Raw genomic sequence first — 25948 nt, 5'->3', positions numbered from 1 at the left:
CAATGAATTTTCTGATCGTTTTGGGTGTTGTTATCGGTATGGAAGGCGTTACATGGCTCATCCACCGGTATATTATGCATGGCTTCCTGTGGGTGCTTCACCGTGACCATCATGATCACAGCAATGAAGGAAAACTTGAGAGAAATGATCTTTTCTTTTTCATTTTTGCAAGTCCGGCCATAGCTTTATTATATCTGGGAGTACAACAGGAATTCAGCTATTGGTTTTATATTGGCCTTGGAATAAGCCTTTACGGAATGGCCTATTTCTTTGTACATGATATTTTCATCCATCAGAGAGCAAAAATTTTTACCAAAACCAAAAATCCTTATTTGCTTGCGATAAGACGTGCTCACAAACAGCATCATAAACATCTGGGAAAAGAAAAAGGAGAATGTTTCGGCTTTTTATGGGTGCCTGTTCAATATTTTAAAATGTATTTCGATAAAAAATGATGCCCTACACTTACATACTGATTAATTTTTTTACGGTCATTATCTGCTTTCTGGCTTCTTTTGACAGAAGGATACAATTTAACAGGCTTTTCGGGAAGTTTCTGATATCATCTACTATTGTGGCTGTTCCTTTTATTATCTGGGATATATGGTTTACCGGAAAAGGGGTGTGGTGGTTTGATCTCAGGTACACCTTAGGGTTTAAAATCGCAGGGCTTCCTGGTGAAGAATGGCTGTTTTTTTACTGTATTCCCTTCGCCTGTGTTTTTACCTATTACTGCTTTGAAAAATTTTTTAACCTGGATTGGGCGGGAATGTTTAATAATCTCATCGTATTTACATCAGTTATTGTGCTAGGTGTAACAGGCTTTCTGTATTATGACAGAATATATACTTTGCTTACTGTAATTGTTACAATGGCCACGCTGTGCTACCTTCATTTTATTGCTAAAAAAGAATGGATAGGAAAAGCCAGTCTGGTCTATCTGGCTTTAATGCCCGGATTTTTTGCTGTGAATGGAATCTTGACAGGATCTTTAATTCCATCACCGGTTGTTAATTATAATCCGGAAGAATTTCTGGGAATCAGAATGGGTACCATTCCCATAGAAGATGCTGTATATGGCTACAGCCAATTTCTGTTGAATATTTATTTCTTTAAAAAAATTACTAAAAATGAAAAATAACTTAATTTTTAAACTTATTGCTGCTTGCGGATTATGGATATTCATGGTGTCTTCATGTACTTCTATGCCTGAAAAAGCACAGCCTGTGAATCAGTTTGATATCAATAAATATTTAGATACATGGTATGAGATCGCCAGATTTGATTATCGTTTTGAAAAAGATCTGGATAATGCTGTGGCTCAGTATAGTCTTAATAAAGATGGAAGTGTTAATGTTGTCAACAGCGGGTATAACACTAAAAAAGAAAAATGGGTATCGGCTGATGGAACGGCAAAATTCAGAGGTGATAAAGATATAGCCGCCTTAAAGGTAAGCTTTTTCGGACCCTTTTATGCAGGATATAATGTGGTGGCACTGGAAAATTACAAATATGCTTTGGTTGCCGGGAAAAATCTGGACTATCTGTGGATTCTTTCCCGTGAAAAAACAATTCCTGAAACTATAAAACAGGACTTTATTTCCAAAGCAAAGGAAATCGGATATGATACCTCTAAACTTATCTGGGTGAAACAGGATAGGAAAAATCCGTTTGACAAATAGATTCTCAAATTTAAATTAAAACCGAAACGAAACCTATGCTTACAATACAGGCACAATCAAAAATACCTACAGATTACGGAACATTCACCATATATGCATTTTCAGAAAATGAAAAAGACTGGAGTCCGCATCTGGTTCTGGTAGCAGAAAATACAGATTGTAATAAGACGGTTAATGTCCGTTTTCATTCTGAGTGTATTACCGGGGAAGTTTTTCATTCTAAAAAATGTGAATGCGGCCAGCAGCTTGATGCTGCGATGAAATATATATCTGAAAAAGGAGGAATGATCATTTATCTCCGCCAGGAGGGAAGAAATATTGGGATCATCAATAAGCTGAGAGCATATGCCCTTCAGGAACAGGGAATAGATACTGTTGAAGCTAATCTCAGACTGGGTTTGCCGGCAGACGGAAGAAACTTTGATGCGGCGGTGGAAATGCTGAATCTGCTGGATGTTAAGGAAATCAATCTGTTAACCAACAATCCTGACAAAATTAAATCTGTTGAGAACAGCAGTATCATTCTCAAAAGCAGGATTCCTTTGGAAATTGATTCCAATGAGATTAATGCGGGCTATCTTGTTAAAAAGAAAGATTATTTTGGCCATTTTTAGAAAAATTTAATGGTCTTCAGACAGGAAATGTATTGATCTGTTAAATCCAATAATTATGGAAAAATACTGCTTACGGGAGCTACCGGCTATATCGGTAAAAGAATGATCAGTGTGATTGCTGCGCAGGGATATAAAGTCGTTTGCTGCTGCAGGGATATCCGCCGTTTTACAAGAGACACGGATATTGACGAACAGCTCATTGAAGTTATTGAAGTTGATTTTCTGAAGCCCGAAACACTTAAAAATATTCCCGAAGATATTGCTGGTGCTTACTATCTGATGCATTCCATGAGCAATACTGCTGATTATGAAGACTCAGAAAAAAATGTGCCGCCAGCTTTTCCGGTTATATTGAGAAGACGCAGTGTAAACATATTGTCTATCTCTCAGGTCTGGCGAATGAAAAAGAACTGTCAAAGCATTTGAACTCAAGGTATGAAGTTGAAAAAATTCTGATGGACTGCAGGGTTCCTGCAACAGTTCTTCGTGCAGGAATTATCATTGGGTCAGGAAGCGCATCATTTGAAATCATAAGAGATCTCGTTGAAAAGCTGCCTGTCATGGTAGCGCCCAAATGGCTCTATACCCAATGTCAGCCGATAGGAATTGCCAACGTGCTGGATTTCCTGATTTTGTTCTGTTTAAAGAGCCTGCTTATCAGAAAAATTTTGACATCGGCTGTGATGATGTATTGACTTATAAAGACATGCTATTGCAATTTGCAAAAGTAAGAGGCCTGAAAAGAACAATTTTTACACTCCCTGTAATGACTCCCAGATTGTCTTCATACTGGCTCTATTTTATTACTTCAACCTCTTATAATCTGGCCAGGGCATTGGTTGGAAGCATGAAGGTAGAAGTGGTCTGCCGCCCCGGAAGTCTTGCCAGGATCAAATTAATTACCGGTGTGCAGCCGTTTTCCTATGATACAGCATTGAAGAGAACGCTCGCAAAAATTCAGGCCAATGAAATTATTTCCAGCTGGAAAGACAGTTTTATCAGCAGTCGTAATGATTCAACCTTGAAAGAATACCAGGATGTACCGAAATACGGCTGTTTTACGGACCTCCGGAGTGAAGAGTATGATGACAGGGAAGCCTGTATGAACCGTATCTTTCAGTTAGGAGGTGAGCATGGCTGGTATGGGCAGTATCTCTGGAAGATGAGAGGATTTCTTGATAAACTCGTTGGCGGCCCGGGATTGAGAAGGGGACGCAGACATCCTTCAGATCTTAAAGATGGTGATGCATTAGATTTCTGGCGGGTATTATATGCTGACCGTAAAGAAGGCAGGCTTATATTACTGGCAGAGATGAAGCTGCCCGGAGAAGCATGGCTGATGTTTAAAATTTACAGAAATAAGATCTGGCAAAAAGCTGTATTTCGTCCAAAAGGCCTTTGGGGCAGGTTGTATTGGTTTATGGTGCTGCCATTTCATGGATTGATCTTCAAAGGAATGATCAGAAGTCTCAGTGGAAAGGGAAATTAAAATTCTTATCATGTGATTTTAAGAATATTTTAACATAATGTCTGTTTTTTAGGCATGAACATTGTTTATTTATATACCAATTACTTAAATATTATATTATGAATAATTCAGATTACAACAAAGCAGAAAATGCAGTAAACGAAACGGAAAATACGCTGAAAAATGCAGCTAACGATGCTAAATGGAAGGTCAGTGACCTGGCAGACAAAGCCAGAGACTATATCAATGAAAAAAGGAATAATGATGAAGAAGCAACGCAGGAAGACTGGATAGAAAGGGTAAAATCCAATATTTCTGACGCGTGGGATGATATTAAAGATAAAGCTGATGAAGCCTGGGAAAAGACAAAGGATGCTGCAGAAGATGTGAAGGCAGAATGGAGAAAAAAACAAATTAAAGTTAGTTTGATAAATGACCGGAGTTCTTGAGGCTCTGGTCATTTATTATGAATGTGGTTTATTTGTATTCTATATTTGAGTGTTTTTTCGTTTGATTAGCTAGTACAAAATTTTACGTCCGTCCAGTTTTATCACTTCATTTTTAACCATCTTTTTCACAGTCCGGATGATGGTTTCTACCCTTAAGCCTGTAAGATCTGCCATTTGCTGGCGGGTAAGTTCTATAGGGAAGCAGTGCTGGCAGTCTCCGTCATGATAACTTTTAAGGTAATCCAGTAGACCTTTTAGACGTTGGGAAGGATCTGATGAAGCCATATTATGGATCATCAGACTGTTGTAATACAATCTTTGGGACAGGCATATATTCATTTCAAGAGAAAGCTCAGGATGTTTCTGAAGCATTTCCATGAAGTTATTTTTAGGCATTCTTATAACTTCAGTAGCTTGTAAACTGACGGCATTCGTAGGATAAAGTTTTTCAATAAACAATAACGGATCACCAAAACTCTGGTTTTTCCCCAGGATATTCAGAATAAATTCTTTTCCGTTTTCATTGAATGTATTCAGCTTTACCTTTCCGCTTATGATCTGAAAATAATATTGTGAATGCTCACCCTCGCGGAAAATGAATTCTTTAGGTTTATAAGTAACCCGCTCGCCCCCGTATGAATATAGAATTTTCTCATCTATATTCATGCAGCTTATCGTTTTTTTCATAGGCTTGTTTTTTTCTTAAATTATGAAGAAAGTTTAAAAATAGTAATAACATTTCAATCCTTATGCCATTGAAATTTTATTTACAAAATGTGGTATGAATTATACCTCCAAATACCTTTAAAAATTACTGTTTTCTCAAATATTGTGAGTATTTTTGAAACTAAACTAGCTGTAACTAATTATTGATTTTAATTTTTATGATTTTAATTGTTGATGACAACCAAAATAACCTCTATTCACTGCAGAAATTACTTGAATCCAAGGATTTTCAGGTGGAAACCGCCAATTCCGGCGAAGAGGCTCTTGGTAAAGCCCTGAAAAATGACTATGCCCTAATTATTTTGGATGTTCAGATGCCGGATATGGATGGTTTTGAAGTTGCAGAAACCCTTGCTGATTACAGCAAAACAAAAGATGTTCCTATCATATTCTTATCTGCTGTCAATACGGATAAACGCTTTATAACACGGGGATATGCCTCCGGAGCGAAAGATTATGTTACCAAACCTGTTGATCCTGAAATTCTTCTGCTGAAAGTAAAGACTTTCTATAACCTTCAGGAGCAGAACATTGCCATGAAAAAAACACAGCAGAATCTTGAGCTGGAAGTAAAGGGAAGAAGAGAATCCCAGGTTACCATGAAGTCCCAGATTGATCACTTCCACTTAATGCTTGAGTCACTTCCCCAGATTGCGTTCACACTCAATGAATCCGGAGCCGTGGACTTCGTTAATGGTAAATGGTACCAGTATTCTGATTCTGAATTGGATTTTCCGGAAACACATCCCGATGACCTCAATATCAAAGAAGAATTGGAGAGATGCAGAAAAAAGGGAAAAGCCCTTGAAATGGAAATCAGAATTAAAAATGTCATTTCAGGTCATTACCGTTACCATCTGCTCAGAATAACACCGGTTTATGATGAAGACCGTATCAAAAACTGGGTGGGAACCTTTACGGATATTGATGATCAGAAGAAAGTTGAAAAAGAAAAAGATGAATTCCTAAGCATTGCAAGCCATGAGCTGAAAACCCCTTTAACGAGTATTAAAGCATACGTACAGCTACTGGAAAGAAAATTAAAGCTTGATAAAAAAAGCTCCGAAGCAGGGTTTGTAACGAAAGTCCAGGGGCAGATTGAGAAGCTGAATACGCTCATTACCGATCTGCTGGATGTTTCTAAAATAGAAAACGGAAAACTGAAAATCAATAAAAAACCGGTTAACCTTGAAAATGTCATCAGTAATGCCATTGAAACCATATTGCAGACTCACGACCAGCGTGAAGTAAAAATTGAACGCCACGGAATCAAACCGGATATTTTAATTCCTCTGGATGAAATCCGTATAGAACAGGTACTGATCAATTTCCTGACTAACGCGATTAAATATTCACCTCATAATAATCAGGTTATCGTTACCACTTTTGTAGATAAAGAAGCGGAGGAAGTAAGGGTTAATGTAACCGACTTTGGAATCGGTATCCCGGATTTTAAACAGGATGCTGTATTCAAAAAATTCTATCGTGTAGAAGAATCTTCACTGCAGTTTCAGGGAATGGGGATCGGATTGTTTATCTGTTCCGAAATCATCAAACAGCATCATGGAAGCGTTGGGGTTTCCAGTATCGTAGGTGAAGGTTCTACCTTTTATTTCACATTACCACTAAATTAATTTTAATGCCGAAAAAAATTATACGAAATCTCCAGTTTGGAGTAGGTCTTTCCCTTTTGATTTTGATAGCCAGCTCAATGGCTTCCTACTGGAGTATCCGGAATCAGATGAATCACCGTGAAAGCCTTTCCAAAAGCAGACGTTCTGTAACAGCAGTGAAAGATGTACTGGTTGCTTTACTGGATGCAGAAACAGGAAACAGAGGGTATCAGCTTACCGGCAGGGAAGATTTTCTTGAGCCTTATAAACGGGGATTGAGGGAGTACCCGAAAGCCCTGATACGTGCTGAATCTTTGGGTATAGATGATCAGAATCAATCCGAAAGACTTGCAGGCTTAAAGACTGCAGTTGACAGGGTGATGGGGAACCTGAAACAGCTGGTTGAAAACAGGCGGCGGGGAATCATTATGACCCAGCAGCAAATTACGGACGGTAAAGCGTATATGGATCAGTGCCGTAAAATTGTCAATGATTTTGTGCAATATGAAGAAAGTCAGCTTGAAATCAAAAATAAGGATCTCAACCGTTCCTCCGGTACAACCGTTCTTTTTATTATTTTTTCGGCAATTGCTGCTATTGTGGTAACTACGTTTTTTTATCTGAAAATGCGTGCTGATCTTATCCGTCGGGATAAGCTGGAAAGAATGCTTAAGGAAAAAGATGAGGAAATGACCCGCCGTGTAAGTGCTATTCAGAAAATTGCAAACAGGGTAGCTAACGGTGATTACAGTGAGAAAGCAGTAGATAATGCTCAGGATGACCTTGGAGATCTTGTAGAATCTCTGAATCATATGACAGAATCCCTCAAAATCTCTTTTGAGAAGATTAATAAGAGCGACTGGCGTCAGAAAGGACTTGCTTTGCTGAATGAATCCCTGGTAGGAACCAAGTCGGTGCAGGAAGTTTCCAATAAGGCTTTGATGCAGCTCATTGAATACGGGAACTGTATCAACGGGGCATTGTACCTGTACGATGAAGGTATTTTAAAGCTTAACAAAGCATTCGGGCTGGAATCCAATATGAAAAGAACTTTTGAACCTGGCGAAGGGATGATAGGACAGGCTTTTGTTAATGCTAAAACACAGGTTTACAATAACCTTCATGAAGATGACTTTGTGGTAACCTTTGCCAGCAGTACAATAAAGATTTACGGGATCATACTGATACCGCTTTTTGCAGATGGACGTATCATCGGAGTCTTGGAGCTTGGCTCAACATCTAATTTTGATGAAGACAGAGTGAGTTATTTTGAAGAATGTTGCGTTAATATAGGAATTGCCCTCAGCGCTGCAAAAAGCAGGGAAAAAGAACAGCAGTTGCTGGAAGAGACCCAGGCACAGTCTGAAGAACTGCAGGTTCAGCATTCTGAGCTGGAAAACTTAAATACCGAATTGGAGGCACAGACACAGAAACTTCAGGCTTCGGAAGAAGAACTCAAGGTGCAGCAGGAAGAGCTGATGCAGGCTAATGCGGAGCTTGAGGAGCGTTCAAGATTGCTGGAAGAAAAAATCATCTGATTGCAGAACGTAACAATGAGATTCAGAAAAAGTGGAAGAGCTGGCGTTAAGTACCAAATATAAGTCTGAATTCTTAGCCAATATGTCTCATGAATTGCGAACTCCTCTGAACTCCATTCTCCTTTTATCACGTTTAATGACGGAAAATCCGGATGAAAATCTCAATGAAGACCAGGTAGAATCTGCTAGGGTTATCCATAGTTCAGGATCGAGCTTATTAACGCTTATCGATGAAATTCTGGATCTTGCAAAAATAGAATCCGGAAAAATGACCCTGGAATATCAGGAGGTAGTCATTGAAGAAATAGTAAAAGATTTAAAGAGTTTATTCAATCCCGTATTTCAGGAAAAGGCACTGCCGTTTAACATTGTGATCGGTGCAGATGTGCAGAAAGTGATTGAAAGCGACCGTCTTAGAATTGATCAGGTGTTGAGAAATCTGTTATCCAATGCATTAAAATTTACTACGAAAGGAAGCATTGATCTGCATATCAGAAAACATGCTGAAAAACCTGATTTTATAATATTTTCAGTGAAGGATACAGGTGTTGGGATTGCAGAGGATAAACAGAAAATTATTTTTGAAGCTTTCCAGCAGGCTGACGGATCTACCAAACGGAAATTCGGGGGCACAGGCTTAGGTTTGTCGATTAGCCGTGAAATTGCCAGACTTCTTGGAGGTGAACTCGTTCTGAAAAGTGAAGTAGACAAAGGCAGTGAATTCAGTTTTATCATTCCTGTACATGCTGTCACAGAAATTACGCATTCCGGAACAGACCAGGATATTGTAGAGGTCATCCGTGAAGATGTTGAAGAAATTCAGAATATTCTGGATGAAGGCGAAATAAAAACAGCTCCTCTGAACACTCTTGAAATTCCTGAAGATGTAGCAGATGACAGGGAAAATATTAAAGATGGAGATAGGGTTATTCTCATCATTGAAGATGACATCAACTTTGCAAAAGCCTTATTGAAATATGCACACTTGCAGAATTATAAAGGTGTTGTTGTTGTAAGGGAGACCATGGGCTTTCTGCAGCGCAGAAGTACCGGCCTCATGCTATTTTGCTGGACGTGCAGCTTCCTGTAAAAGATGGCTGGGAGGTAATGGATGAACTGAAATCTGATCCGGATATAAAACATATCCCGGTGCATATGATGTCTGTCCTTCATCTCAAAAAAGAAAGTCTTATGAAAGGTGCAGTCGATTTTATCAACAAGCCGGTAGCGCTGGATAAAATGACTGATGTATTCGGAAAAATAGAGGAAGCATTAAAAAAGGACCTCAGAAAGTTCTCATTGTAGAGGAAAATGCCAAACATGCCAGTGCATTGTCTTACTTCCTGAGCAATTTTAATATCTCTTTATCGGTAGAGCATACGGTGGAAGATAGTGTGAAAACACTGACTTCAGATCTTGTTGACTGCGTTATTCTGGATATTGGAAGCTCAAAAGGAAATGACTACCATGTAATAGAATCCATCAAAAGCCATGAGGGACTTGAAAATCTTCCGATCATTATCTTCACAGAACATCATCTTTCTAAAGAAGAAGAACTTAAAATAAAGCAGTATGCAGATTCAATTGTTGTAAAAACAGCACACTCGTACCAGAGAATTCTGGATGAGGTTGGGTTGTTCCTGCATCTGGTGGAAGAAAAAACAATTCAGCGGAAAACAATACGGGAAGAATGCTGGGTTCTCTGACAGAAGTGCTGAGTGGAAAAAAGTACTGATCACTGATGATGATGTCCGCAATATTTTTCTTTAACCAAGGCACTGGAAAAATATAAAGTTGAAGTCATTGTTGCGATGGATGGAAAACATGCCCTTGAGCAGATGAATCACCATCCTGACATAGATGTTGTTTTAATGGACATGATGATGCCGGAAATGGATGGCTATGAAACAATCAAGCAGATCAGAAAAATGCCAGCATTTAAAAGACTGCCTATTATTGCTATAACGGCAAAATCAATGATCGGAGAACGTGAAAAATGCATTACGGCTGGAGCTTCGGATTATATCTCAAAACCTGTAGATATCGATCAGTTATTATCGCTCCTTCGCGTTTGGTTATATGAAAGTTAAACAGATATAATTCTGATGAGTAAGAAAATTTTAATTGTGGATGATGATCCGCGTAATATATTTGCATTGAAACTGACCCTGAAGGCCCGTGGATATGCTGTTGAAACCTGTACAATGGCTCAGGAAGCTTTTGATATCCTGAAATCAGACCCTCAGTTTTCTGTTGTTCTCATGGATATGATGATGCCCGGGATAGATGGCTATGAAGCTGCCAGGATTATAAGAAATACCCCTGAAATCAAAAATATTCCCATCATTGCTGTTACTGCACAGGCAATGCCTGAAGACCGTCAGAAATGTATCGAAGCCGGAGCTGATGATTATGTTTCAAAGCCGATAGATGTGGATCTTTTAATAAAAGCAATAGAAAAATTGTAATACATGCTGGAACCAAGTATCATAAAAGATCAGGAAGTTGAGTATCTGATCAACGATGTATATGAGATGTACGGATATGATTTTTCCGGCTACAGCAGGGCTTCGTTTAAAAGAAGGGTAAACCGGATATGTCTTTTGGACAGGCTTACCAGTTTTGCAGAACTCAGGTATATTATTATGAACGATCCGGAGTATCTGAAGCGCTTTATAGAAGAAGTTACCGTAAATGTTACGGAAATGTTCAGAGATCCTTCTTTTTCAGAGCGTTGAGAGAGAAAGTGCTGCCGCAACTAGGTACCTATCCGCTGATCAGAATCTGGATAGCAGGTTGCTCAACAGGAGAAGAAGCCTATTCAATAGCAATTCTGCTGAAAGAAGCAGGATTGTACGATAAATCCCTGATCTATGGCACTGATCTGAACCCTGCTGTTCTTGAGACCGCCAGAGCCGGTGTCTTTCCGCTGCATCAGATGAAATTATATTCTGAAAACTATATGCTTTCAGGCGGAATAAAGGATTTTTCTGATTATTATACCGCTAATTATGATAGTGTAAAGTTTGATAAAAGTTTACAGGAAAAACTTATTTTATCTACTCACAACCTGGTGTCAGACAGTTCTTTTAACAGTTTTCAGCTGATTATCTGCAGAAATGTTCTGATCTATTTTGACAGAGAACTTCAGGAAAGGGTATTCAGGCTTTTTGACAACAGCCTTGAAAATCTTGGTTTTCTTGCTCTCGGTGCCAAAGAAACACTTCGGTTTTCCACCATTGAAAAGAATTATCATCAGACTGAAGACCAGAAAATCTGAAAAAGCTTGATCACCATTAATACTGCAATGATGAAATCAGAGACGAATATTGAATTAATTGTTATTGGCGGATCGGCCGGGAGCTTACAGGTCATTATCGAAATGATTAAAAATCTTGATGAAAAACTGAATATTCCGATTGTTGTTGTAGTTCACCGTAAAGCCCAATCCGGAGATATCCTGCGGACTTTGCTGCAGCAGTTTATCAGAATACCGGTGGTAGAAGTAGAAGATAAAACCGAAATTAATAACCGGACCCTGTATATTGTTCCTGCTGATTACCATTTACTGTTTGAAAACAAGAAAAATATGTCACTGGACAGCTCCGAAAAGATGAATTACTCCCGGCCTTCTATAGATGTTACTTTCAGGTCTGCTGCTGAAATATACGGGGAACATATGATCGGAATACTTTTATCAGGAGCCAATGCTGACGGAGTAGAAGGCCTGTCGTATATTAAAAGTATAACGGGCAGGTCTGGATTCAGGATCCTGAAACTGCAGAAGTGGAATATATGCCCAGGCATGCTGTAGAAGAAATTGATTATGATTTAATTATCAGGCCTGATAATTTAGCGGATTATATCAATCAGTTGTAATAGAATAACCTCAATAATATGAATAAAAAGAGAATTTTAATTTTTGATGATGATACTGCTATTTTAGAAGTCATCACCATCATATTTGAAGAAAACGGCTACGATGTTAAAATTTCAGAAACATCCCATGATATCCTTGAGAAAGTAGCAGAATACCAGCCGGATATTATTCTGATGGATAACTGGATTCCCCGAATCGGTGGAGTAGAGGCGACAAAGCTTCTTAAAAACAGTAAAGAATTTAATCACATTCCGGTCATTTATGTTACCGCAAATAATGATATTGCAGCGTTAGCTTCTGAAGCGCAGGCGGATGATTATGTTTCAAAACCATTTAATCTGGATGATCTTGAAGCAATGGTGGCAAAGCATACAACAGAACAGGTATAAAGAACTGCAATTTTACCCAAAAAAATCTCTCAAAAATTTTGAGAGATTTTTTATTGATTTTCAGAGTACTGATGATCTGTGTTTTTGTTAAAGAATAAGTATTCACATTTTGAATTAACGAGCGGAGTAAAAGGTAAAGGTCAGGGTTTCCCATAACGATATCCGAAAATGTTTTAACGAGAATTAATTTTTTTGAAACGATATTATGTGCAGCAATGTATTCGGAGCTGACGTCAATGTCAATATTTAGCTCCTTCTTTACTGCCAGGTTAAAATATTCATCGATCAGATGTTTATCAATAACCGGGTCTAACCTGTCTGTTTTTATTTCGTCCATATCGTTGATAATTAAACTTTAAACTACAAATCTTATACCGTATGGATTAAAAAATAGAGGAAATTCACCTGAAATAAAGTATATTTGTATACTATTTTATTGAAATGAATTTTGCCCTTATCAAAGACTTTATGACGCTCCTTGAGCAATTTGAATCAGATGCTGATCCAAACTCCTATCCCTGCACTATTGAAGGCTTTAAGTCCTGGATTTCTGATCAGGAGAATATGCACCGTGCAGATCCTTTTGAAGAACCCTATTGGGAGGGTAAAGAGAATGGAAGAACACCGGAAAGTGCGATAAGTACGTTATTGGTTCACCTTAATCGCTATGCGAAAACCTACTCCAAATCCGCAATATCAGATTCTGAATTTTCCACCCAGGAAGACTTCATTTATTTGATCAATTTAAAAGCTTTTGGTGAGATGACCAAGATGGCGCTTATCAAAAATATTCATGATAAGCCGGTTGGTATGCTTATTATTGCAAGACTGCTGCGCCAGGGGCTTATTGAACAGTCAGACTCTGATCTGGACAAGCGAAGTAAATTGATCCGCATTTCCGAAAGAGGATTGATAGTCCTGGAAAAACAGATGGAGAAGATCCGCCAGGCGACCAATATCGTGGCGGGTAATCTCAGCCATAAGGAAAAAATGGATCTGATCCGTATCCTGAATAAACTTGATCGTTTTCATTATCCTATTTTTTCAAGAAATATTAATTCTGATGATCTCATCAACACAGTTTATGATGAATATGTTTTTAAAAATTGATAGCAAGTGTTAATGATTAATCTTCTTTGTTTAAGATGCCGGATTACAGTTTGAATGATAAATTATTCCTGATTTGAAAATTCCAGTTTCTGAGCCTGTTGCAGATTCAAAATTTTTGTCTCTGATTATGTAAAGGTTAGCAGAATTGAGTCTGTAAAATCGCTGGGAAGTATTGTAAATAAAGAAAAAGTTTCTATCTTTGCAGTCCCTTAAACAAAGGGATTTACTTGAAAAAGTAAGCGGCCGACTCGGTAGCTCAGCTGGTAGAGCAATACACTTTTAATGTATGGGTCCTGGGTTCGAATCCCAGCCGGGTCACTGAAAGAGACAACAGTTAAAGTTGTCTCTTTTTTTGTGTCTTCATTGTATTGTAAGTTAGTGTGTAATCGTAAGGTATTACTGAAAATAATTACAGCAATTATATGAAAATAATTTACTAAACTAACCTCTAGAATTTATCTCTTTGTAACAATTTCCATTTCAGGTAGTCTTATCATTATTAAAGCATGTGCTTTTTAATACGGAAGATCTATGCTGTTTGTCCGGAAATTTTTAAAAAATGTCCGTTTAAAGGAACTAGGGTTACTTTATTTTAATGTTACATTTTCGCAAAACAGATTGCTTATTTCATAATAAGTTTGGGAAATTATGTATATTTATAACACTTATTGGGGAAAAATAATGGCATAAATTGATCAGCATATTTCACTAAATATGCATAGGTAGATATTTAGATACAGGGAAAAGTGGCATGGGAAAAATTAATTTTAAGAATAAAAAAACATATCCAACCGGCATAAAGAGAATGATAACCTATACAATCTGTATAGGATTATTTGTGTGCCTGTTTTCCTGTCATCGCAATACCCCGGACAAAGAAAAGGAAAATTTTGATGTTTCCTTATTAACCCAAAGCGCTGAGTTGCAATTGTCCGGTGAATATGAAGCCTTTAGCAGTTTAAACAAAAATTATCTGAAAAAGGCAGCTAAAATGAAATATACAGCAGGAAAAGGACTCTGTTACCTGAATATGGCAGGGGTTAATGTATCAGCAGGCAATTATGAAAAAGCCCGTTTTTTTTCAGTAAAGCAGAAAAAGCCCTGATAAATTCTGAAAATGCTTATCACAAAGCAACTTTCTATGATGATTACAGTCTGTATTACTCGCATCTTAAAGTATATGATAAGGCTATAGAATGCAATAACAAAGCATTTTATTATTTGAAGCAGGCAAAAAATACAAAACTTACTCAGAAACTTCTTCCGAGACTTTATGTAAACAAAGGTATTTACCATGCATGGAAAGGATGGCTGGGGACATCTTTAAAATGCTTTATCAAGGCAAATACACTGGAAAATTCGGCATATACCAATTGCATGGTGGCGCAATACTATTTATACACCCATAAACCTGATTCTGCAGGGATATATATTGCCAGGGCAGATGAAAAAATGCTGAGTCAGAAAACAACAGATGTGGAATCGCTTTGGGTATATTATACCATGGGATATTATTATAATGAAACTGATAACAGTGAACAGGCGGAAAAGGCTCTTAAAAAAGCCCTTGAAATTAATATCAGGACAAGACGCACCTATTCTTCACATATAAAAGACGTATATAAAGCACTTGCAGAAGTGTACAAGAAAAAAATGACGGAGGGAAAGCCTACTTTTATCTAAAAAAATATATGGAAGAGGAAAAGCGTTTTGATGCTGCCAGATTTGCCGCCATGAATAAAGCTACCGAAGATTTTATTTCAGAAGTAAAGCAGGAATCTGATTGGCACAGAAATGATCTTCCGCTATTCATTGCTCTTTCTGTTACTGTTCTCACCGTTTCAGGAGTGTACGTGCAGAAGCTGATTAATAAATTGCAAAAAAGAAGAATACCCTGAAAGAGCAGACTGAAGCATTGAAGCATCGTGTTCAGGCAAAACAGCTGGAGGAAGTGATAGATCTTGCTAAAAAGAATGATTCTTCTTTCTTGCTGAAGTTTAAAGAATTATATCCTGAATTTATAAAAGCACTTCTGGAAATCAACCCGGATCTTGAAAATTCTGAACTCACTTTCTGCGCGATGCTGAAACTGCGTTTTTCATCCAAGGAAATTGCAGATTATACTTTTGTACAGCACAGATCGGTACAGCAGAAAAAGTACAGGATCCGTAAAAGACTGAACATCCCCGGAGAAACAGATATTTATGATTTTTTTGAAAACTTACAGGAATAAAGAAAGGGATCACAATAAAAAATGCAGGATTCTGTTTTATCAAAATATTTTATTGATCCATCAGAAATAACCATTGAAGATTAAATATGAACATTGTTTTTTCTAAGGAAGTCATGTATTAACATTATGTATATAGGAATATAGCTTAAATAAAGAAACATATGATACGTATTTTTCTTTCTGTTTTACTTATTATTTTAATTTCGTGCCATTCTCATTCAAAAAAAGAGGCTGAAAAGGCCTTTGACGTCTCTTTGCTGAAGCAGAATGAAAAATTCCGGCTTGCCGGAGACTATGATTCGTTGATTGATCTTAATAAAAGGTATTACAGACAGGCCGATAAGATGAACTATGAAGACGGCAAGGCCTTATGCTATATCAATCTGGCAGAGCTTAATATTTCACTGGAAAACTTTCAGAAGTCACAGATTCTTTTTGACAATGCGAAGAAAATCCTGGATGGTTCAGATGACAATATACATAAAGCAAGGTTTTATAATGTTTATGGCCGCTTCAACGTAGAACTCCGGAGGCTTGATAAAGCTCTTCAGTATAATGATGAAGCAATGAACTTTATACGGAAAAGTGATCAGTCACCGCTCAAAAATGATCTTCTTTTCAGCATTTATTTAAGACAGGCAATTTATCTTGTTCAAAAAAGATTATAACAAAGCACTCGAATATTTCCATAGGGCAAAAAAGTTTGATGATACAGGTCTGGCGGATTGTGCTATAAGCGATTATATCTATATGCATAAAAACAAGGACTCTGCCTATAAATATATAACGCTTGCTTACAACAAAGCCAATATAAGAGGTAAGGAAGATGGAATCGCACTCTATGCAAATACCATAATGGGGGAATATTTTCTCAGCTACAAACAATATGATAAGGCCGAGGAGGCTTTTAATAAAGCCTTGAAAATCAATGAAAAAACGAAACGTATCTATGCCTATTATGGAAAGTATCTTTATAATGATCTCAGAGTTTTATATGAACATACAGGGGATAAAGAGAAAGCTTACTTTTATCTGAAGGCGTACACGGACGCTTTTTATAAAACCAATACATCTTTACTGGCTGCTATCAACCAGGATATGGAATCCTTTATTGCAGAAACCCGGCAAGATGCTGACCGCCACCAGAATAAAATATACTGGATTGTTTCCCTCTCATTTGTAGGTCTTTGTTTGTTGGGGCTATATGCCTGGAGGATTATTATTGCATTGGGAAAGCGGAAAAAGTTCTCGCTATAGAAGCTGAAAACCTCAAAGTAAGGATGAATGACAATAAGCAGGAAGAAATTATTGAGCTTGGTAAAAAAATGATCCTGAATTTCTGGATCGTTTTAAAGAAGCCTATCCTGAATTTATAAAACAGCTTTTAATAATTAATCCAGGTCTGGAAAATTCTGAACTTGTTTTTTGTGCCATGCTGAAACTTCATTTTACATCCAAAGAAATTGCAAGTTATACTTTGGTTCAGCATAGAAGTGTTCAGCAGAAAAAATACAGGATCAGAAAAAAACTGAACATTCCCAAAGAAACAGATATTTATCACTTCTTTGACACCTTAACATAATTCAAAAAAAACTGTCTGATTCATCAGGTCAGACAGTACTCGAAATATTCTCTTTTCACCACTCGGTTTTTTTTGTGGTCTCGGTTTCAAATATGAAAATTTTTAACTTAAACAGGAAAAAAAGCGATACTACACGAATACTACATTGTGTAGATGTGATATTAAAATATTGATATATAGATAGTTATTCTTTTGTTGGGTTTTGAAGATTAAGGATAAAAAAAATTACTGATCATCCTTAACTTATTTATTTTTACTTCTTACTCTTTATCATTTATTCCTTTTTAATGACTGCATAAGTATCATTTAAGTACTATTTTCTTTCTGAGTTTCAATATGTCTTTAAGAAGCTCTTCGGATTGAAAAATTTAATGATTCACAGAGTGTAATATTGTTACATGGAAGATGCTCATAACATAATTCGTTGATAATTAAATAATTAATTTGTTTGTTGTATCTGTGTAGTATCGTTTTTTTTGTTTTTTATTCAAAATATATAAGTTTTGTAAAGAGTTTTGTTGTGAATTTTATATGATTAATTCTATTTTATTGAATTTATGATAATAGTGAGTTTGCCTGTCATATAATTAAAATTTTCAGCATTCTATCAAAATAACTTAAATATATCTATGAAAAAAAGAATTTTATTCGTTTGCGCATTAGCGTCTTGTTTTACGGTTTTCAATGCCCAGAGGTGGGAGTCTGTTTCTCAAAAAAGTTCACAGATAAGAGAAGGAGTAGAAGTACAGCATTCTTACAGAGTAGATCTGAAGTCTCTTAGAGAAATGCTTAAAAATGCAGAAGAAACAGGAAAAAATGCAAAGCCTGTTATTATTTCTTTACCAACTGTAGAAGGGAAGATTGAAAAATTTGCAGTGTATAGCAATCCTGTGATGGACAGATCTCTGGTAGAAAAATATCAGTTAGGATCTTACGTGGGAGTTGGAGTAGATGATCCTTCCAAGTATTTACGGTTCAGTACTTCTCCCACTGATATGCAGTCAATGATCATCAAGGATGGAGTGTTTCAGTTTATAGAGCCCATCAGTGCGGATAAACAGACTTACGGAGTCTTCTATAAAACAAAGAATGATGGAGAACATGGCTTCAAATGTGATACAGGAGAACATGATTTTAAAAATATTAATAAGCTGGTGGAGAATGGTAAAAAAATGCTCTCCGGAGTTGGAATTACCAGCAGACCTACTAATACAAAATACAGGGATTTCAGAATGGCATTATCCGTTACAGGAGAATACAGCCAGTATCAATTAACAGCTGCAGGAACTCCGGCCAATGCTACAGATGATGTGAAAAAAGGCGTGGTTCTGGCTGCTATGAATAATACAATGACCCGCATAAATGGTGTTTTTGAGCGTGATTTTGGTGCTCATTTAACAGTACAGAATCTTCCGCAGATCATCTATCTCGATCCGGTAACAGATCCTTATACGGGTAATTTAAATCTTCAATTACAACAAACACTTACTTCAGCAGTAGGAAATGCCAATTATGATATCGGGCATGTTCTTAACCAGAATGCTGAGAGAAGCGGAAATGCGGGAGGAATCGGAATTGTCTGCGTAGATCCGGCGACTAATACTGAAATAAAAAAAGGTTCTGCTTATACACAGGGACCTGTTCCTGTAGGGGAAGTTTTTGATTTTACTGCAGCACATGAAATGGGACATCAGCTGGGAGCAAATCACACGTTTTCAAATACTTCTGTTACAGATGCAAACCAAGGCGCAAACGTAGAGCCGGGCGGTGGAACAACGATTATGGGATATGCCGGAATTACCTATGATAATGTTCAGGCTAACGCAGATGGATATTTTCATTATAAATCCATTGATCAGGTACTAACTAATTTAGAAAATAAACTTAATTGCGGAGTTTCTCAAAATATTATCAATAATACAGCTCCGGCCATTAATCCTCTGGTTGCTTATAGCATTCCTAAAGGAACGGCTTATTATCTTGAAGCTTCAGCAACCGATGCTGAAAATGATTCTGTGAACTATACCTGGGAACAGAATGACAGTACAGATGAATTTTCTACAATTTCCGGCGATAGCGGATGGGGATATAATCCGAAAGGAGCTTTAACAAGGTCCGTTCCCGGAACACCAAACGGGAGAAGGTATTTTCCCAACTTCGCAAGTGTGATGAATGGAATCCTGACAGATAAGCAGAGATGGGAAACTGTATCTTATATCCCCCGAACACTGAACTATGCTGTAACGGTAAGAGATCTTAATGCTCAACGCCCGATGGTTTCCAGCTCAACAACTACTGTAACTGTAGGAAATGACGGACCATTCAAATTTAATGGGCTTACTCCATCTTCAGTATTGTATAATAATGCAGTGAACACCATTTACTGGGATGTTGCCAATACAAATGCAGCACCTTATAATACAGTGAGTGTGAAAATAGATTATACTACTGATAATGGGGTAACCTGGACAAATCTTGTTGCAGCAACACCCAATACCGGAAGCTATAGTGCACAAATGCCAGGAAATGTAAGCGGAACAGTAAAATTAAGAGTGTCAGCTGTAGGAAATATCTTTTATGCCGTGTCGCCTGCTGTTACTGTAGGGAGTGCACCTACATCTTCTATGGTGTCTCCTACAGGAGTTTCGGCTATAGATACTGAGATTTTCAAAACATCTGCAAGAATATCCTGGAACAGTGTTCCGGGAGCTACTTACTCTGTCAATTACAGAAAAGCAGGCACAGTAAACTGGTCTAATGTCCTTAGCCAGGCTAATTCTGCTGTTCTGAATAATTTAGAAGATGAAACCAATTATGAAGTTCAGGTGGCCGCTGTAGTCAATTCAGTTCCCGGGACTTTTTCTAATAATTATACATTTAAAACAAAAGGATTAAAGACCGGTGTGGATTACTGTTTATTAAACTCCGGATCACCTTATTTAGGTGCAATTTTGAAAGTTGCAGTTGCCAATATAGATTATACTGATGCTACAGCGAGATCTTATAAAGATTTAAGTGAGGATCCTACCAAGATTGTTAATTTGACACAAGGTAATACATATACAATTTCGCCAAGGATAGGAAACTTGCTACAGAGCGGCATGCAGGTAAATTTATCTGTATGGGTTGATTATAACAGAAATGGAACTTTCGAAGCATCAGAAAGAGTCGCTCAGACATCCGGGGCGTCTCCTACAGGAAATGTTGGAATGGGTAACCTTAACTTTACAGTCCCGGCCAATACTTATTCCGGAGATAAATTGTTAAGAATGAGAATTGTAGGTAAGTTTTTCAACACAGCTCCTGATGATGTATGCGGCGAACTGGAAAGCCAGGCAGGAGGCATTATGGATCTTCCTGTGAAGATTACTGCCAATACACTTGCTGTGAGAGAAACAGCAGATACAAAATCATCCGGAATATCTGTTTATCCTAACCCTGCAGATACCTTTGTTGAAGTGAAAAACTTTAAAGGTAAGGGTGATTACAAAATTTACAGTGCAGACGGAAGACTTGTTCAGGAAGGAAAAATAGACGGACAAAAAATCAATGTTGCTTCTTTAGTAAAAGGAATGTATGTGATCACTATAAAAGATGACAAGAACACTTATAATACCAAGCTGATCAAGAAATAACACAGGTGAACCTCCGTATCTGGATCTAAAACGGAGAGAAAAAATTATTTTCTAAGAGGGAAAAGGCTGTCTTCAATTGAAGGCAGCCTTTGTTATAATGAAACTTAATGGCCATTAAAAAAGTCAAGCATGGTTGTTAATGATGTGTCAGAATGCATCCGTTCCCCATTTTCCAGGGACTCCCGGGTGGCAATGGCAGCTCTCTCGCGCATCTTCTGTTCGTAGCTGGAAATAGCTTCATGTAGCGTATTATAATGGTTATCCGTTAAATGCTCACTCAATTCCAGAGCATCCAGCATAGCCATATTAGCTCCTTCTCCTGCAAATGGAGGCATTACATGAGCAGCATCACCGATTAATGTCAGGTTGGGCAGGGTTTCCCAGGTGTGATCAAAGGGCATATAGTAAATCAGACGTGGAATAAAAGGAGTTACAGCGTTTTCAAACAATTCTTCCCACACAGAGCTCCATTCAGAGTATTCTGTTTTAAACCATTTCAGCATTTGGGTATTATCAGAAAAGTTGAGCCCACTGGCAGCAGGCCAGTTTTCATCAGCTTTAAAACTTGCATAAAATCCAATATCTCCGTTACCTTTCTGCCCAAGCAAAATGTTTTGACGATTTCCGAAAGCCATTATTTTTCCTCCTTTCACCATGGCATCAATATTAGGAGCATTTTCCTTTGAAACATTTCCTTCCAGCATGATCACTCCTGAATAAACGGGTTTAATATCAGTTAGATAAGGCCGTATTTTGGAATTGGCTCCGTCTCCGGCAATGACAAGATCGGCATACACGGAAGTTCCGTTTTTGAAATGCAGCAGCCAGCCTTCATCCTGGCTTTCCATAGAGATAAAATGACTGTCCCAGACTACCGTTTCAGGCTGGAGAGCATCCAGGAGCATATTCCTTAATGGGCCGCGGTCTATTTCCGGACGAAAATGTTCATACCCAAAATCTTCTTCAGGCTTTGTTTCGTGATCACTAAAAAATATTTCTGCTTTTTCATTCACAATCAGTGCTCTGTCAGCTCCGGGACGGAAGCTTTTCTTAAATTCATCCAGCAACCCTGCTTTACGGATGGCTTCCAGCCCCGAATCTTCATGCATATCAAGAGGAGAGCCCTGGACACGGGCATTTTTATCGAAGTCTCTTTCATATACTTTTACATTAGCTCCTTTCAGCTGTAAAAGTCTTGCCAGTGTAAGTCCGGCAGGACCGCCACCAACGATTGCTATTGATTTATTTTCTATCAGCATTGTTAATTTAAATTTTACAATGCAAATTTATTTTCCTTTCAATACTGATAATAGTACAAATCGGTCGTTTTTATTTTGGGATAATTCTTTGGGAGCAACTCCGGAAAATTTCTTCACCTCTTTGATGAAGTGATTCTGATCGGTATAGTTGAGTTCCGGGAATAATCTTCCCTGTGCGATGTGTTCCAATGAAGCTCTGAAACGCAGAATAGTAGAATATGCCTTTAACGACAATCCAAGCTGTTTGGTAAAATAACGGTTGATCTGCCTGCTGCTCCAGCCTGTTTTTTCAGAAAGCTCCTGCACACTCATTTCACCTTTTGAGGCATAAACCAGCTCGAAAAGCTTTAATTTCCTTTCATCTGTTTTCGCAGGAAGCAGTTGCTTTATCTTTTGGGTAGCTTTGATACAGCAGTTGTTGAAATCCTTTAAATCGCCTGCGCCAAAATTCCAGAAATCGGGAGAGAGTTCTTTTCCTGCATTGAGCAAGCCGGCAATGGAGGTATTCAGAATATATTCAACAGCAAGAGGCTTAAAACTTACAACAAAAGCAATTGTATGAGGAGCAATATACCTTTGTTCAGGATAGGTTTCCAAACCGAGAAGGGTAACATGAAAAGGCTCTGAAGCTGACCGGGAGAAAAAAGATCAATTCTTCCGTCAGGAATAATCACTACTTCTTTAGCTTGATCCGACAGATTCCGAAATGTTCCCAGATTTTCAACAAAATCTGCGATTTCTATGTCAGGTTCGATGAAATTGTAAGTGAAGTCATGATCCATATTGATCTTATCTGTTTTTAAAAGAGAAAATTACAAAATTACCACTTGATTTATTAAAAAAGTTCAGGGTTTATTTCAATCGTTTATAAATGCTATTTTTGTTCTGGAAAGATTTTAAATATAAATATGCTGAAGCCTTTATTCTATGAACAAATCATCACTTAATACCTATTTTCATTCCCTGTTTACAATCAGAAAAGAAGTGGTTGAAAAAATAACAGAAAAGTTCAGCCGTTTTGAGTTAAAGGCAAACAGAGTTTTGCTGGATAAAAATGTGATCAGTACCAAAACCTATTTTCTGGAAAAAGGATATGTCCGTTCCTATATTCTGAACGAAGATAATGAGGAAATCACAACAAATATTTATAGGGCGCCCTGCTTTGTTAATGATTTTCTGTCTTTTTTCAGGCAGCAGCCAACCAAAGAAATATATCAGACCGTAACGGATTGTGTTTTCTGGGAAACGGGATTGGAGAACGTACAGCATAATTTCCATAATATTCCTGAATTCAGGGAATTCAGCAGACTTCTTTTGTCCTTAATTATTATAATATTCATGACAGGCTGATTGAAATGGCCAGCCAGAAAGCTTCCACAAGATATGCCAGCCTGATGAAGAAAGATCCTGAAATTTTCCGGTATGTTCCTTTAAAAGTGATAGCTTCTTATCTTGGAATTAAAGACAGCTCACTGAGCAGGATCAGAAGGGATATTTATAAAATGTAATTTCTTTTCATTTGTCAAGTGGTATTTCATGCATTGTTACTGATATTTGTTTAAAAATAATTTCATGAACAAAAAACAGATTGTTGTTGTAGGATTGGGTGGGGTAGGCGGTTATTTTGGTTTTAAAATCAATCAGGCCAATGAAACTTCCCGAAAATATAATGTTTCCTTTGTTGCCCGCGGAGAGACGTATGAGAAGGTAAAAGAGAACGGATTGACCTTGTTATCTCCGGAGCATTCCAATCCGAAGACCTATCCCAATGATATTTTGAAGAACATCAGTGATATTAAAAATCCTGATCTGGTCCTGATCTGTGTAAAGGAATATGATCTTGAAAATGTTTGCCGGCAGTTGCTGCCGGTCATTAACGAAAATGCCATATTGCTACCTATGATGAACGGGGCGGATATTTACGACAGGATACGGAAAATAATTCCTGAACATACTGTTCTTCCAACCTGTATCTATGTAGCTTCCCATATTAAAGAAAGAGGAATAGTAGAACATAAGGGAAAAGCAGGAAAAATGATTATCGGAAGAGATCCTGAGCATTTTTCTGCTCCTGTAGAATGGATTACAGAGCTACTGAATGAAAGTAAGATTGATTTTGACTTTAAAGACAATTCATTAACGGATATCTGGACAAAATTCATATTTATTGCCAGTTTCGGACTGGTAACGGCTAAACATAATTCTTCCATAGGAACTGTCTGTACAAATGAACAACAGAGGAGTGAAGCCACTGAAATTATGAAAGAAATAAAGCAGATTGCCGATAAAAAAGGAATTTATCTTCAGGAAGATATCATTGATAAGACATTCGAAAAAGCTTCCACATTTCCTTTTGAAACTCCAACTTCGTTACAGCTTGACATCAATTCAGGAAAGAAAGAAAACGAACTGGAGCTGTTTGCAGGAGCTGTACTGAAATATGGTGTTGAGGTTGGGGTAGAAACTCCTTTTACTCAAAGAATCTATACTGAAATTAAAGCCAAATGAGTTTTGGCTGAAGCCGAAGAAAAAGAAATAAGAAGGCGGGTTAAAACCCGCCTCTATCGAAATTAAATATAAAAGGTAGAAATTTTATCGCTCTCTTGCTTCATAGCGTTAATCAGGGTATCCAACCGAATACTTAGGCACTGTGCATGAATTTCTGCCGTTCCAGTAGTACTTCTTCGGTTTCACGATGATCGGGATCATCCACACAACAGTCTACAGGGCATACCGCCTTGCATTGTGGTTCTTCATGAAAGCCTTTACATTCTGTACATTTTCCGGAAACGATATAATAGACTTCATCCGAAACCGCTTCATTATATGCATCGGCATCAGTTTCCGAACCATCCGGGAACTTTATATGTCCTGTAAGCTTTGTCTTGTCTTTCCAGCGCCAGTCAATGGCCCCTTCATAAATGGCTGAATTGGGGCATTCAGGTTCGCAGGCTCCGCAGTTGATACAGGCATCCGTTATTTTTATAGCCATATCATATGAATTTTTAGGTTTTAAAAAAAGGGATTTCTTCAACGAAGAACGACTTGGAAATCCCCTTCAACTTAATTACAGCAGTTCAACACTGTTCTTTGAAAATAAGCAGCATAAAGTGTGCTAATTTTTATTTTTACATCATCAGTCTGCCCACAAATCACGCGCTTACACTGTAAGACCAGTCTGGCAGCTAGTCTGCTGATTTTGTTAAGCCTGAAGATTTCAGACTTTCTATTTTTTTAGAAGTTGCAATGCTGATAAGCTTATCAAACTTACCGGAATAGAGATCCGAAATCTGTGTTGAATTGTCAGCTGCAAATAATGATGATCTTACAACAGGTACGCTGAATGGCAGCGGCCAGGCACGCAACGATTTGGCAATAGAATCCATGGTATTAATTCCCTGCATGGCCTGAAGACCGTCAGCCCAGCATACCATCCCCACCATTTTATCAGTAAGATAAGGTTCATATCTGTTGGCAGTTACTTCGAGCCAGTCCAGACAGTTTTTCATCACTCCAGGAATACTGCCATGATAAAGTGGAGCCAGCCATATATGAAGATCAGCATCAGTAAACATCTGAACCATACGTTCCACTGCCAAAGGAGTTTTGGTGAGTGTTACATCAAATAACGGAATTCCGGAATCTGCCAGTGTAAAAATATCAGTGTGAATACCAGACATTTTCAGCCGCTCTGAAAAATAATCCGAAATCAGCCCGGAAGTAGATAAGGCTCTTCTTTCCAATGATCCGTTGAATATAATTGCTTTCAT

The 25948-nt window shown here is 37.8% G+C and carries 33 protein-coding genes, 1 tRNA gene and 2 pseudogenes; 30 read left to right on the top strand and 6 right to left on the bottom strand.

Annotation, left to right across the window (positions count from 1 at the left end; translation table 11 throughout):
* The first annotated feature begins 2 nt into the window (after positions 1 to 2).
* From OWR28_RS15460 to OWR28_RS15435, 6 genes and pseudogenes are all read left to right on the top strand, one after another.
* Positions 3 to 455, top strand: coding sequence for a beta-carotene hydroxylase (locus OWR28_RS15460; RefSeq protein WP_332387366.1), 453 nt, complete (start codon positions 3 to 5; stop codon positions 453 to 455).
* Complete coding sequence (locus OWR28_RS15455; RefSeq protein ID WP_332387365.1) at positions 452 to 1141, top strand: lycopene cyclase domain-containing protein; 690 nt, start codon at positions 452 to 454, stop codon at positions 1139 to 1141. The genes OWR28_RS15460 and OWR28_RS15455 overlap by 4 nt, the downstream gene beginning before the upstream one ends.
* Positions 1131 to 1682 carry a lipocalin family protein gene (locus OWR28_RS15450; protein ID WP_332387364.1) on the top strand — a complete coding sequence of 184 codons (552 nt, stop codon included), beginning with the start codon at positions 1131 to 1133 and terminating at the stop codon, positions 1680 to 1682. The genes OWR28_RS15455 and OWR28_RS15450 overlap by 11 nt, the downstream gene beginning before the upstream one ends.
* Positions 1683 to 1717: 35 nt before the next feature.
* Positions 1718 to 2296: a GTP cyclohydrolase II gene (gene ribA / locus OWR28_RS15445; protein ID WP_332387363.1), complete on the top strand. Its 579-nt coding sequence runs from the start codon at positions 1718 to 1720 to the stop codon at positions 2294 to 2296.
* Between the two features lie 102 nt (positions 2297 to 2398).
* Positions 2399 to 3785: pseudogene (locus tag OWR28_RS15440) on the top strand (SDR family oxidoreductase).
* A 98-nt stretch (positions 3786 to 3883) separates the two neighbouring features.
* Complete coding sequence (locus OWR28_RS15435; protein ID WP_332387362.1) at positions 3884 to 4213, top strand: hypothetical protein; 330 nt, start codon at positions 3884 to 3886, stop codon at positions 4211 to 4213.
* Positions 4214 to 4282: 69 nt separating this feature from the next.
* On the opposite strand, the gene OWR28_RS15430 is transcribed toward OWR28_RS15435, so the two are convergent.
* On the bottom strand, positions 4283 to 4900 hold the full coding sequence (locus OWR28_RS15430) for a Crp/Fnr family transcriptional regulator (RefSeq protein ID WP_332387361.1): 618 nt from the start codon (positions 4898 to 4900) through the stop codon (positions 4283 to 4285).
* Positions 4901 to 5097: 197 nt separating this feature from the next.
* On the opposite strand from OWR28_RS15430, the gene OWR28_RS15425 reads away from it, so the two are divergent.
* The 21 genes and pseudogenes from OWR28_RS15425 (at position 5098) to OWR28_RS15325 (ending at position 20919) form a co-directional block, all read left to right on the top strand.
* Entirely contained in the window at positions 5098 to 6573 is a 1476-nt protein-coding gene (locus OWR28_RS15425) for a response regulator (RefSeq protein ID WP_332387360.1), read from the top strand.
* 5 nt (positions 6574 to 6578) lie between these two features.
* Positions 6579 to 8090: a CHASE3 domain-containing protein gene (locus OWR28_RS15420; protein WP_332387359.1), complete on the top strand. Its 1512-nt coding sequence runs from the start codon at positions 6579 to 6581 to the stop codon at positions 8088 to 8090.
* Between the two features lie 31 nt (positions 8091 to 8121).
* The gene (locus tag OWR28_RS15415) at positions 8122 to 9180 is read left to right on the top strand and encodes an ATP-binding protein (RefSeq protein WP_332387358.1); all 1059 of its coding nucleotides are present in this window, start codon (positions 8122 to 8124) and stop codon (positions 9178 to 9180) included.
* Positions 9165 to 9395, top strand: coding sequence for a hypothetical protein (locus tag OWR28_RS15410; protein WP_332387483.1), 231 nt, complete (start codon positions 9165 to 9167; stop codon positions 9393 to 9395). Before OWR28_RS15415 ends, OWR28_RS15410 begins: the two co-directional genes overlap by 16 nt.
* Before the next feature lie 26 nt (positions 9396 to 9421).
* Positions 9422 to 9796 (top strand): hypothetical protein, encoded by a 375-nt coding sequence (locus tag OWR28_RS15405; protein ID WP_332387357.1) that lies wholly within the window; start codon positions 9422 to 9424, stop codon positions 9794 to 9796.
* 105 nt (positions 9797 to 9901) lie between these two features.
* Complete coding sequence (locus tag OWR28_RS15400) at positions 9902 to 10180, top strand: response regulator (RefSeq protein WP_332387356.1); 279 nt, start codon at positions 9902 to 9904, stop codon at positions 10178 to 10180.
* A gap of 15 nt (positions 10181 to 10195) precedes the next feature.
* The gene (locus tag OWR28_RS15395; protein ID WP_332387355.1) at positions 10196 to 10558 is read left to right on the top strand and encodes a response regulator; all 363 of its coding nucleotides are present in this window, start codon (positions 10196 to 10198) and stop codon (positions 10556 to 10558) included.
* Positions 10559 to 10561: 3 nt separating this feature from the next.
* The gene (locus tag OWR28_RS15390; RefSeq protein WP_332387354.1) at positions 10562 to 10828 is read left to right on the top strand and encodes a hypothetical protein; all 267 of its coding nucleotides are present in this window, start codon (positions 10562 to 10564) and stop codon (positions 10826 to 10828) included.
* Positions 10829 to 10836: 8 nt separating this feature from the next.
* A complete protein-coding gene (locus tag OWR28_RS15385) occupies positions 10837 to 11370 on the top strand; it encodes a CheR family methyltransferase (protein ID WP_332387353.1) in 534 nt (177 codons plus the stop codon).
* A gap of 27 nt (positions 11371 to 11397) precedes the next feature.
* Positions 11398 to 11969 (top strand): annotated as a pseudogene (locus OWR28_RS15380) (chemotaxis protein CheB).
* Between the two features lie 18 nt (positions 11970 to 11987).
* Positions 11988 to 12359: a response regulator gene (locus OWR28_RS15375; protein ID WP_332387351.1), complete on the top strand. Its 372-nt coding sequence runs from the start codon at positions 11988 to 11990 to the stop codon at positions 12357 to 12359.
* A 441-nt stretch (positions 12360 to 12800) separates the two neighbouring features.
* On the top strand, positions 12801 to 13469 hold the full coding sequence (locus tag OWR28_RS15370) for a MarR family transcriptional regulator (protein ID WP_332387350.1): 669 nt from the start codon (positions 12801 to 12803) through the stop codon (positions 13467 to 13469).
* Between the two features lie 245 nt (positions 13470 to 13714).
* Positions 13715 to 13787 (top strand) — tRNA-Lys (locus OWR28_RS15365).
* A 487-nt stretch (positions 13788 to 14274) separates the two neighbouring features.
* Complete coding sequence (locus OWR28_RS15360) at positions 14275 to 14574, top strand: hypothetical protein (protein WP_332387349.1); 300 nt, start codon at positions 14275 to 14277, stop codon at positions 14572 to 14574.
* 116 nt (positions 14575 to 14690) lie between these two features.
* On the top strand, positions 14691 to 15152 hold the full coding sequence (locus tag OWR28_RS15355; protein WP_332387348.1) for a hypothetical protein: 462 nt from the start codon (positions 14691 to 14693) through the stop codon (positions 15150 to 15152).
* An 8-nt stretch (positions 15153 to 15160) separates the two neighbouring features.
* The gene (locus OWR28_RS15350) at positions 15161 to 15367 is read left to right on the top strand and encodes a hypothetical protein (RefSeq protein WP_332387347.1); all 207 of its coding nucleotides are present in this window, start codon (positions 15161 to 15163) and stop codon (positions 15365 to 15367) included.
* A 17-nt stretch (positions 15368 to 15384) separates the two neighbouring features.
* Positions 15385 to 15702, top strand: a complete 318-nt coding sequence (locus tag OWR28_RS15345; RefSeq protein WP_332387346.1) for a hypothetical protein — start codon at positions 15385 to 15387, stop codon at positions 15700 to 15702.
* A 161-nt stretch (positions 15703 to 15863) separates the two neighbouring features.
* Entirely contained in the window at positions 15864 to 16370 is a 507-nt protein-coding gene (locus OWR28_RS15340; RefSeq protein WP_332387345.1) for a hypothetical protein, read from the top strand.
* Complete coding sequence (locus OWR28_RS15335) at positions 16351 to 16959, top strand: hypothetical protein (RefSeq protein ID WP_332387344.1); 609 nt, start codon at positions 16351 to 16353, stop codon at positions 16957 to 16959. Before OWR28_RS15340 ends, OWR28_RS15335 begins: the two co-directional genes overlap by 20 nt.
* 175 nt (positions 16960 to 17134) lie before the next feature.
* Positions 17135 to 17284: a hypothetical protein gene (locus tag OWR28_RS15330; protein WP_332387343.1), complete on the top strand. Its 150-nt coding sequence runs from the start codon at positions 17135 to 17137 to the stop codon at positions 17282 to 17284.
* A 629-nt stretch (positions 17285 to 17913) separates the two neighbouring features.
* Positions 17914 to 20919 carry a reprolysin-like metallopeptidase gene (locus OWR28_RS15325; protein WP_332387342.1) on the top strand — a complete coding sequence of 1002 codons (3006 nt, stop codon included), beginning with the start codon at positions 17914 to 17916 and terminating at the stop codon, positions 20917 to 20919.
* A 104-nt stretch (positions 20920 to 21023) separates the two neighbouring features.
* On the opposite strand, the gene OWR28_RS15320 is transcribed toward OWR28_RS15325, so the two are convergent.
* From OWR28_RS15320 to OWR28_RS15310, 3 genes are read right to left on the bottom strand one after another with little or no spacing between them, the layout of a single operon-like run.
* Positions 21024 to 22178, bottom strand: coding sequence for an NAD(P)/FAD-dependent oxidoreductase (locus OWR28_RS15320; protein WP_332387341.1), 1155 nt, complete (start codon positions 22176 to 22178; stop codon positions 21024 to 21026).
* 27 nt (positions 22179 to 22205) lie between these two features.
* Entirely contained in the window at positions 22206 to 22775 is a 570-nt protein-coding gene (locus tag OWR28_RS15315) for an AraC family transcriptional regulator (protein ID WP_332387340.1), read from the bottom strand.
* A complete protein-coding gene (locus tag OWR28_RS15310; protein ID WP_332387339.1) occupies positions 22718 to 22960 on the bottom strand; it encodes a hypothetical protein in 243 nt (80 codons plus the stop codon). The genes OWR28_RS15315 and OWR28_RS15310 overlap by 58 nt, the downstream gene beginning before the upstream one ends.
* A 145-nt stretch (positions 22961 to 23105) precedes the next feature.
* Between OWR28_RS15310 and OWR28_RS15305 the strand changes: the two genes are divergently transcribed.
* From OWR28_RS15305 to OWR28_RS15295, 3 genes are all read left to right on the top strand, one after another.
* A complete protein-coding gene (locus OWR28_RS15305; protein WP_332387338.1) occupies positions 23106 to 23528 on the top strand; it encodes a cyclic nucleotide-binding domain-containing protein in 423 nt (140 codons plus the stop codon).
* A 5-nt stretch (positions 23529 to 23533) separates the two neighbouring features.
* Positions 23534 to 23686 (top strand): hypothetical protein, encoded by a 153-nt coding sequence (locus tag OWR28_RS15300; RefSeq protein WP_332387337.1) that lies wholly within the window; start codon positions 23534 to 23536, stop codon positions 23684 to 23686.
* A 64-nt stretch (positions 23687 to 23750) separates the two neighbouring features.
* Positions 23751 to 24686 carry a 2-dehydropantoate 2-reductase gene (locus OWR28_RS15295; protein ID WP_332387336.1) on the top strand — a complete coding sequence of 312 codons (936 nt, stop codon included), beginning with the start codon at positions 23751 to 23753 and terminating at the stop codon, positions 24684 to 24686.
* A gap of 133 nt (positions 24687 to 24819) precedes the next feature.
* On the opposite strand, the gene OWR28_RS15290 is transcribed toward OWR28_RS15295, so the two are convergent.
* Positions 24820 to 25170 carry a 4Fe-4S dicluster domain-containing protein gene (locus OWR28_RS15290; protein WP_332387335.1) on the bottom strand — a complete coding sequence of 117 codons (351 nt, stop codon included), beginning with the start codon at positions 25168 to 25170 and terminating at the stop codon, positions 24820 to 24822.
* A gap of 193 nt (positions 25171 to 25363) precedes the next feature.
* Positions 25364 to 25948: an NAD(P)H-dependent oxidoreductase gene (locus OWR28_RS15285; RefSeq protein WP_332387334.1), complete on the bottom strand. Its 585-nt coding sequence runs from the start codon at positions 25946 to 25948 to the stop codon at positions 25364 to 25366.

Origin of the sequence: Chryseobacterium sp. 1B4, assembly GCF_036631475.1 — a bacterium.
Lineage (GTDB): Bacteria > Bacteroidota > Bacteroidia > Flavobacteriales > Weeksellaceae > Chryseobacterium.
This window is presented reverse-complemented; position numbering and strand designations above follow the sequence as displayed.

What these genes read in the sequence shown, in the direction of transcription:
- OWR28_RS15460 (WP_332387366.1), top strand. Translation starts at nt 3, where the DNA reads ATGAATTTTCTGATCGTTTTGGGTGTTGTTATCGGTATGGAAGGCGTT.
- OWR28_RS15455 (WP_332387365.1), top strand. Translation starts at nt 452, where the DNA reads ATGATGCCCTACACTTACATACTGATTAATTTTTTTACGGTCATTATC.
- OWR28_RS15450 (WP_332387364.1), top strand. Translation starts at nt 1,131, where the DNA reads ATGAAAAATAACTTAATTTTTAAACTTATTGCTGCTTGCGGATTATGG.
- ribA (WP_332387363.1), top strand. Translation starts at nt 1,718, where the DNA reads ATGCTTACAATACAGGCACAATCAAAAATACCTACAGATTACGGAACA.
- OWR28_RS15435 (WP_332387362.1), top strand. Translation starts at nt 3,884, where the DNA reads ATGAATAATTCAGATTACAACAAAGCAGAAAATGCAGTAAACGAAACG.
- OWR28_RS15430 (WP_332387361.1), bottom strand. Translation starts at nt 4,900, where the DNA reads ATGAAAAAAACGATAAGCTGCATGAATATAGATGAGAAAATTCTATAT.
- OWR28_RS15425 (WP_332387360.1), top strand. Translation starts at nt 5,098, where the DNA reads ATGATTTTAATTGTTGATGACAACCAAAATAACCTCTATTCACTGCAG.
- OWR28_RS15420 (WP_332387359.1), top strand. Translation starts at nt 6,579, where the DNA reads ATGCCGAAAAAAATTATACGAAATCTCCAGTTTGGAGTAGGTCTTTCC.
- OWR28_RS15400 (WP_332387356.1), top strand. Translation starts at nt 9,902, where the DNA reads ATGGATGGAAAACATGCCCTTGAGCAGATGAATCACCATCCTGACATA.
- OWR28_RS15395 (WP_332387355.1), top strand. Translation starts at nt 10,196, where the DNA reads ATGAGTAAGAAAATTTTAATTGTGGATGATGATCCGCGTAATATATTT.
- OWR28_RS15390 (WP_332387354.1), top strand. Translation starts at nt 10,562, where the DNA reads ATGCTGGAACCAAGTATCATAAAAGATCAGGAAGTTGAGTATCTGATC.
- OWR28_RS15375 (WP_332387351.1), top strand. Translation starts at nt 11,988, where the DNA reads ATGAATAAAAAGAGAATTTTAATTTTTGATGATGATACTGCTATTTTA.
- OWR28_RS15370 (WP_332387350.1), top strand. Translation starts at nt 12,801, where the DNA reads ATGAATTTTGCCCTTATCAAAGACTTTATGACGCTCCTTGAGCAATTT.
- OWR28_RS15360 (WP_332387349.1), top strand. Translation starts at nt 14,275, where the DNA reads ATGATAACCTATACAATCTGTATAGGATTATTTGTGTGCCTGTTTTCC.
- OWR28_RS15350 (WP_332387347.1), top strand. Translation starts at nt 15,161, where the DNA reads ATGGAAGAGGAAAAGCGTTTTGATGCTGCCAGATTTGCCGCCATGAAT.
- OWR28_RS15340 (WP_332387345.1), top strand. Translation starts at nt 15,864, where the DNA reads ATGATACGTATTTTTCTTTCTGTTTTACTTATTATTTTAATTTCGTGC.
- OWR28_RS15330 (WP_332387343.1), top strand. Translation starts at nt 17,135, where the DNA reads ATGCTGAAACTTCATTTTACATCCAAAGAAATTGCAAGTTATACTTTG.
- OWR28_RS15325 (WP_332387342.1), top strand. Translation starts at nt 17,914, where the DNA reads ATGAAAAAAAGAATTTTATTCGTTTGCGCATTAGCGTCTTGTTTTACG.
- OWR28_RS15320 (WP_332387341.1), bottom strand. Translation starts at nt 22,178, where the DNA reads ATGCTGATAGAAAATAAATCAATAGCAATCGTTGGTGGCGGTCCTGCC.
- OWR28_RS15310 (WP_332387339.1), bottom strand. Translation starts at nt 22,960, where the DNA reads ATGGATCATGACTTCACTTACAATTTCATCGAACCTGACATAGAAATC.
- OWR28_RS15305 (WP_332387338.1), top strand. Translation starts at nt 23,106, where the DNA reads ATGAACAAATCATCACTTAATACCTATTTTCATTCCCTGTTTACAATC.
- OWR28_RS15300 (WP_332387337.1), top strand. Translation starts at nt 23,534, where the DNA reads ATGGCCAGCCAGAAAGCTTCCACAAGATATGCCAGCCTGATGAAGAAA.
- OWR28_RS15295 (WP_332387336.1), top strand. Translation starts at nt 23,751, where the DNA reads ATGAACAAAAAACAGATTGTTGTTGTAGGATTGGGTGGGGTAGGCGGT.
- OWR28_RS15290 (WP_332387335.1), bottom strand. Translation starts at nt 25,170, where the DNA reads ATGGCTATAAAAATAACGGATGCCTGTATCAACTGCGGAGCCTGCGAA.
- OWR28_RS15285 (WP_332387334.1), bottom strand. Translation starts at nt 25,948, where the DNA reads ATGAAAGCAATTATATTCAACGGATCATTGGAAAGAAGAGCCTTATCT.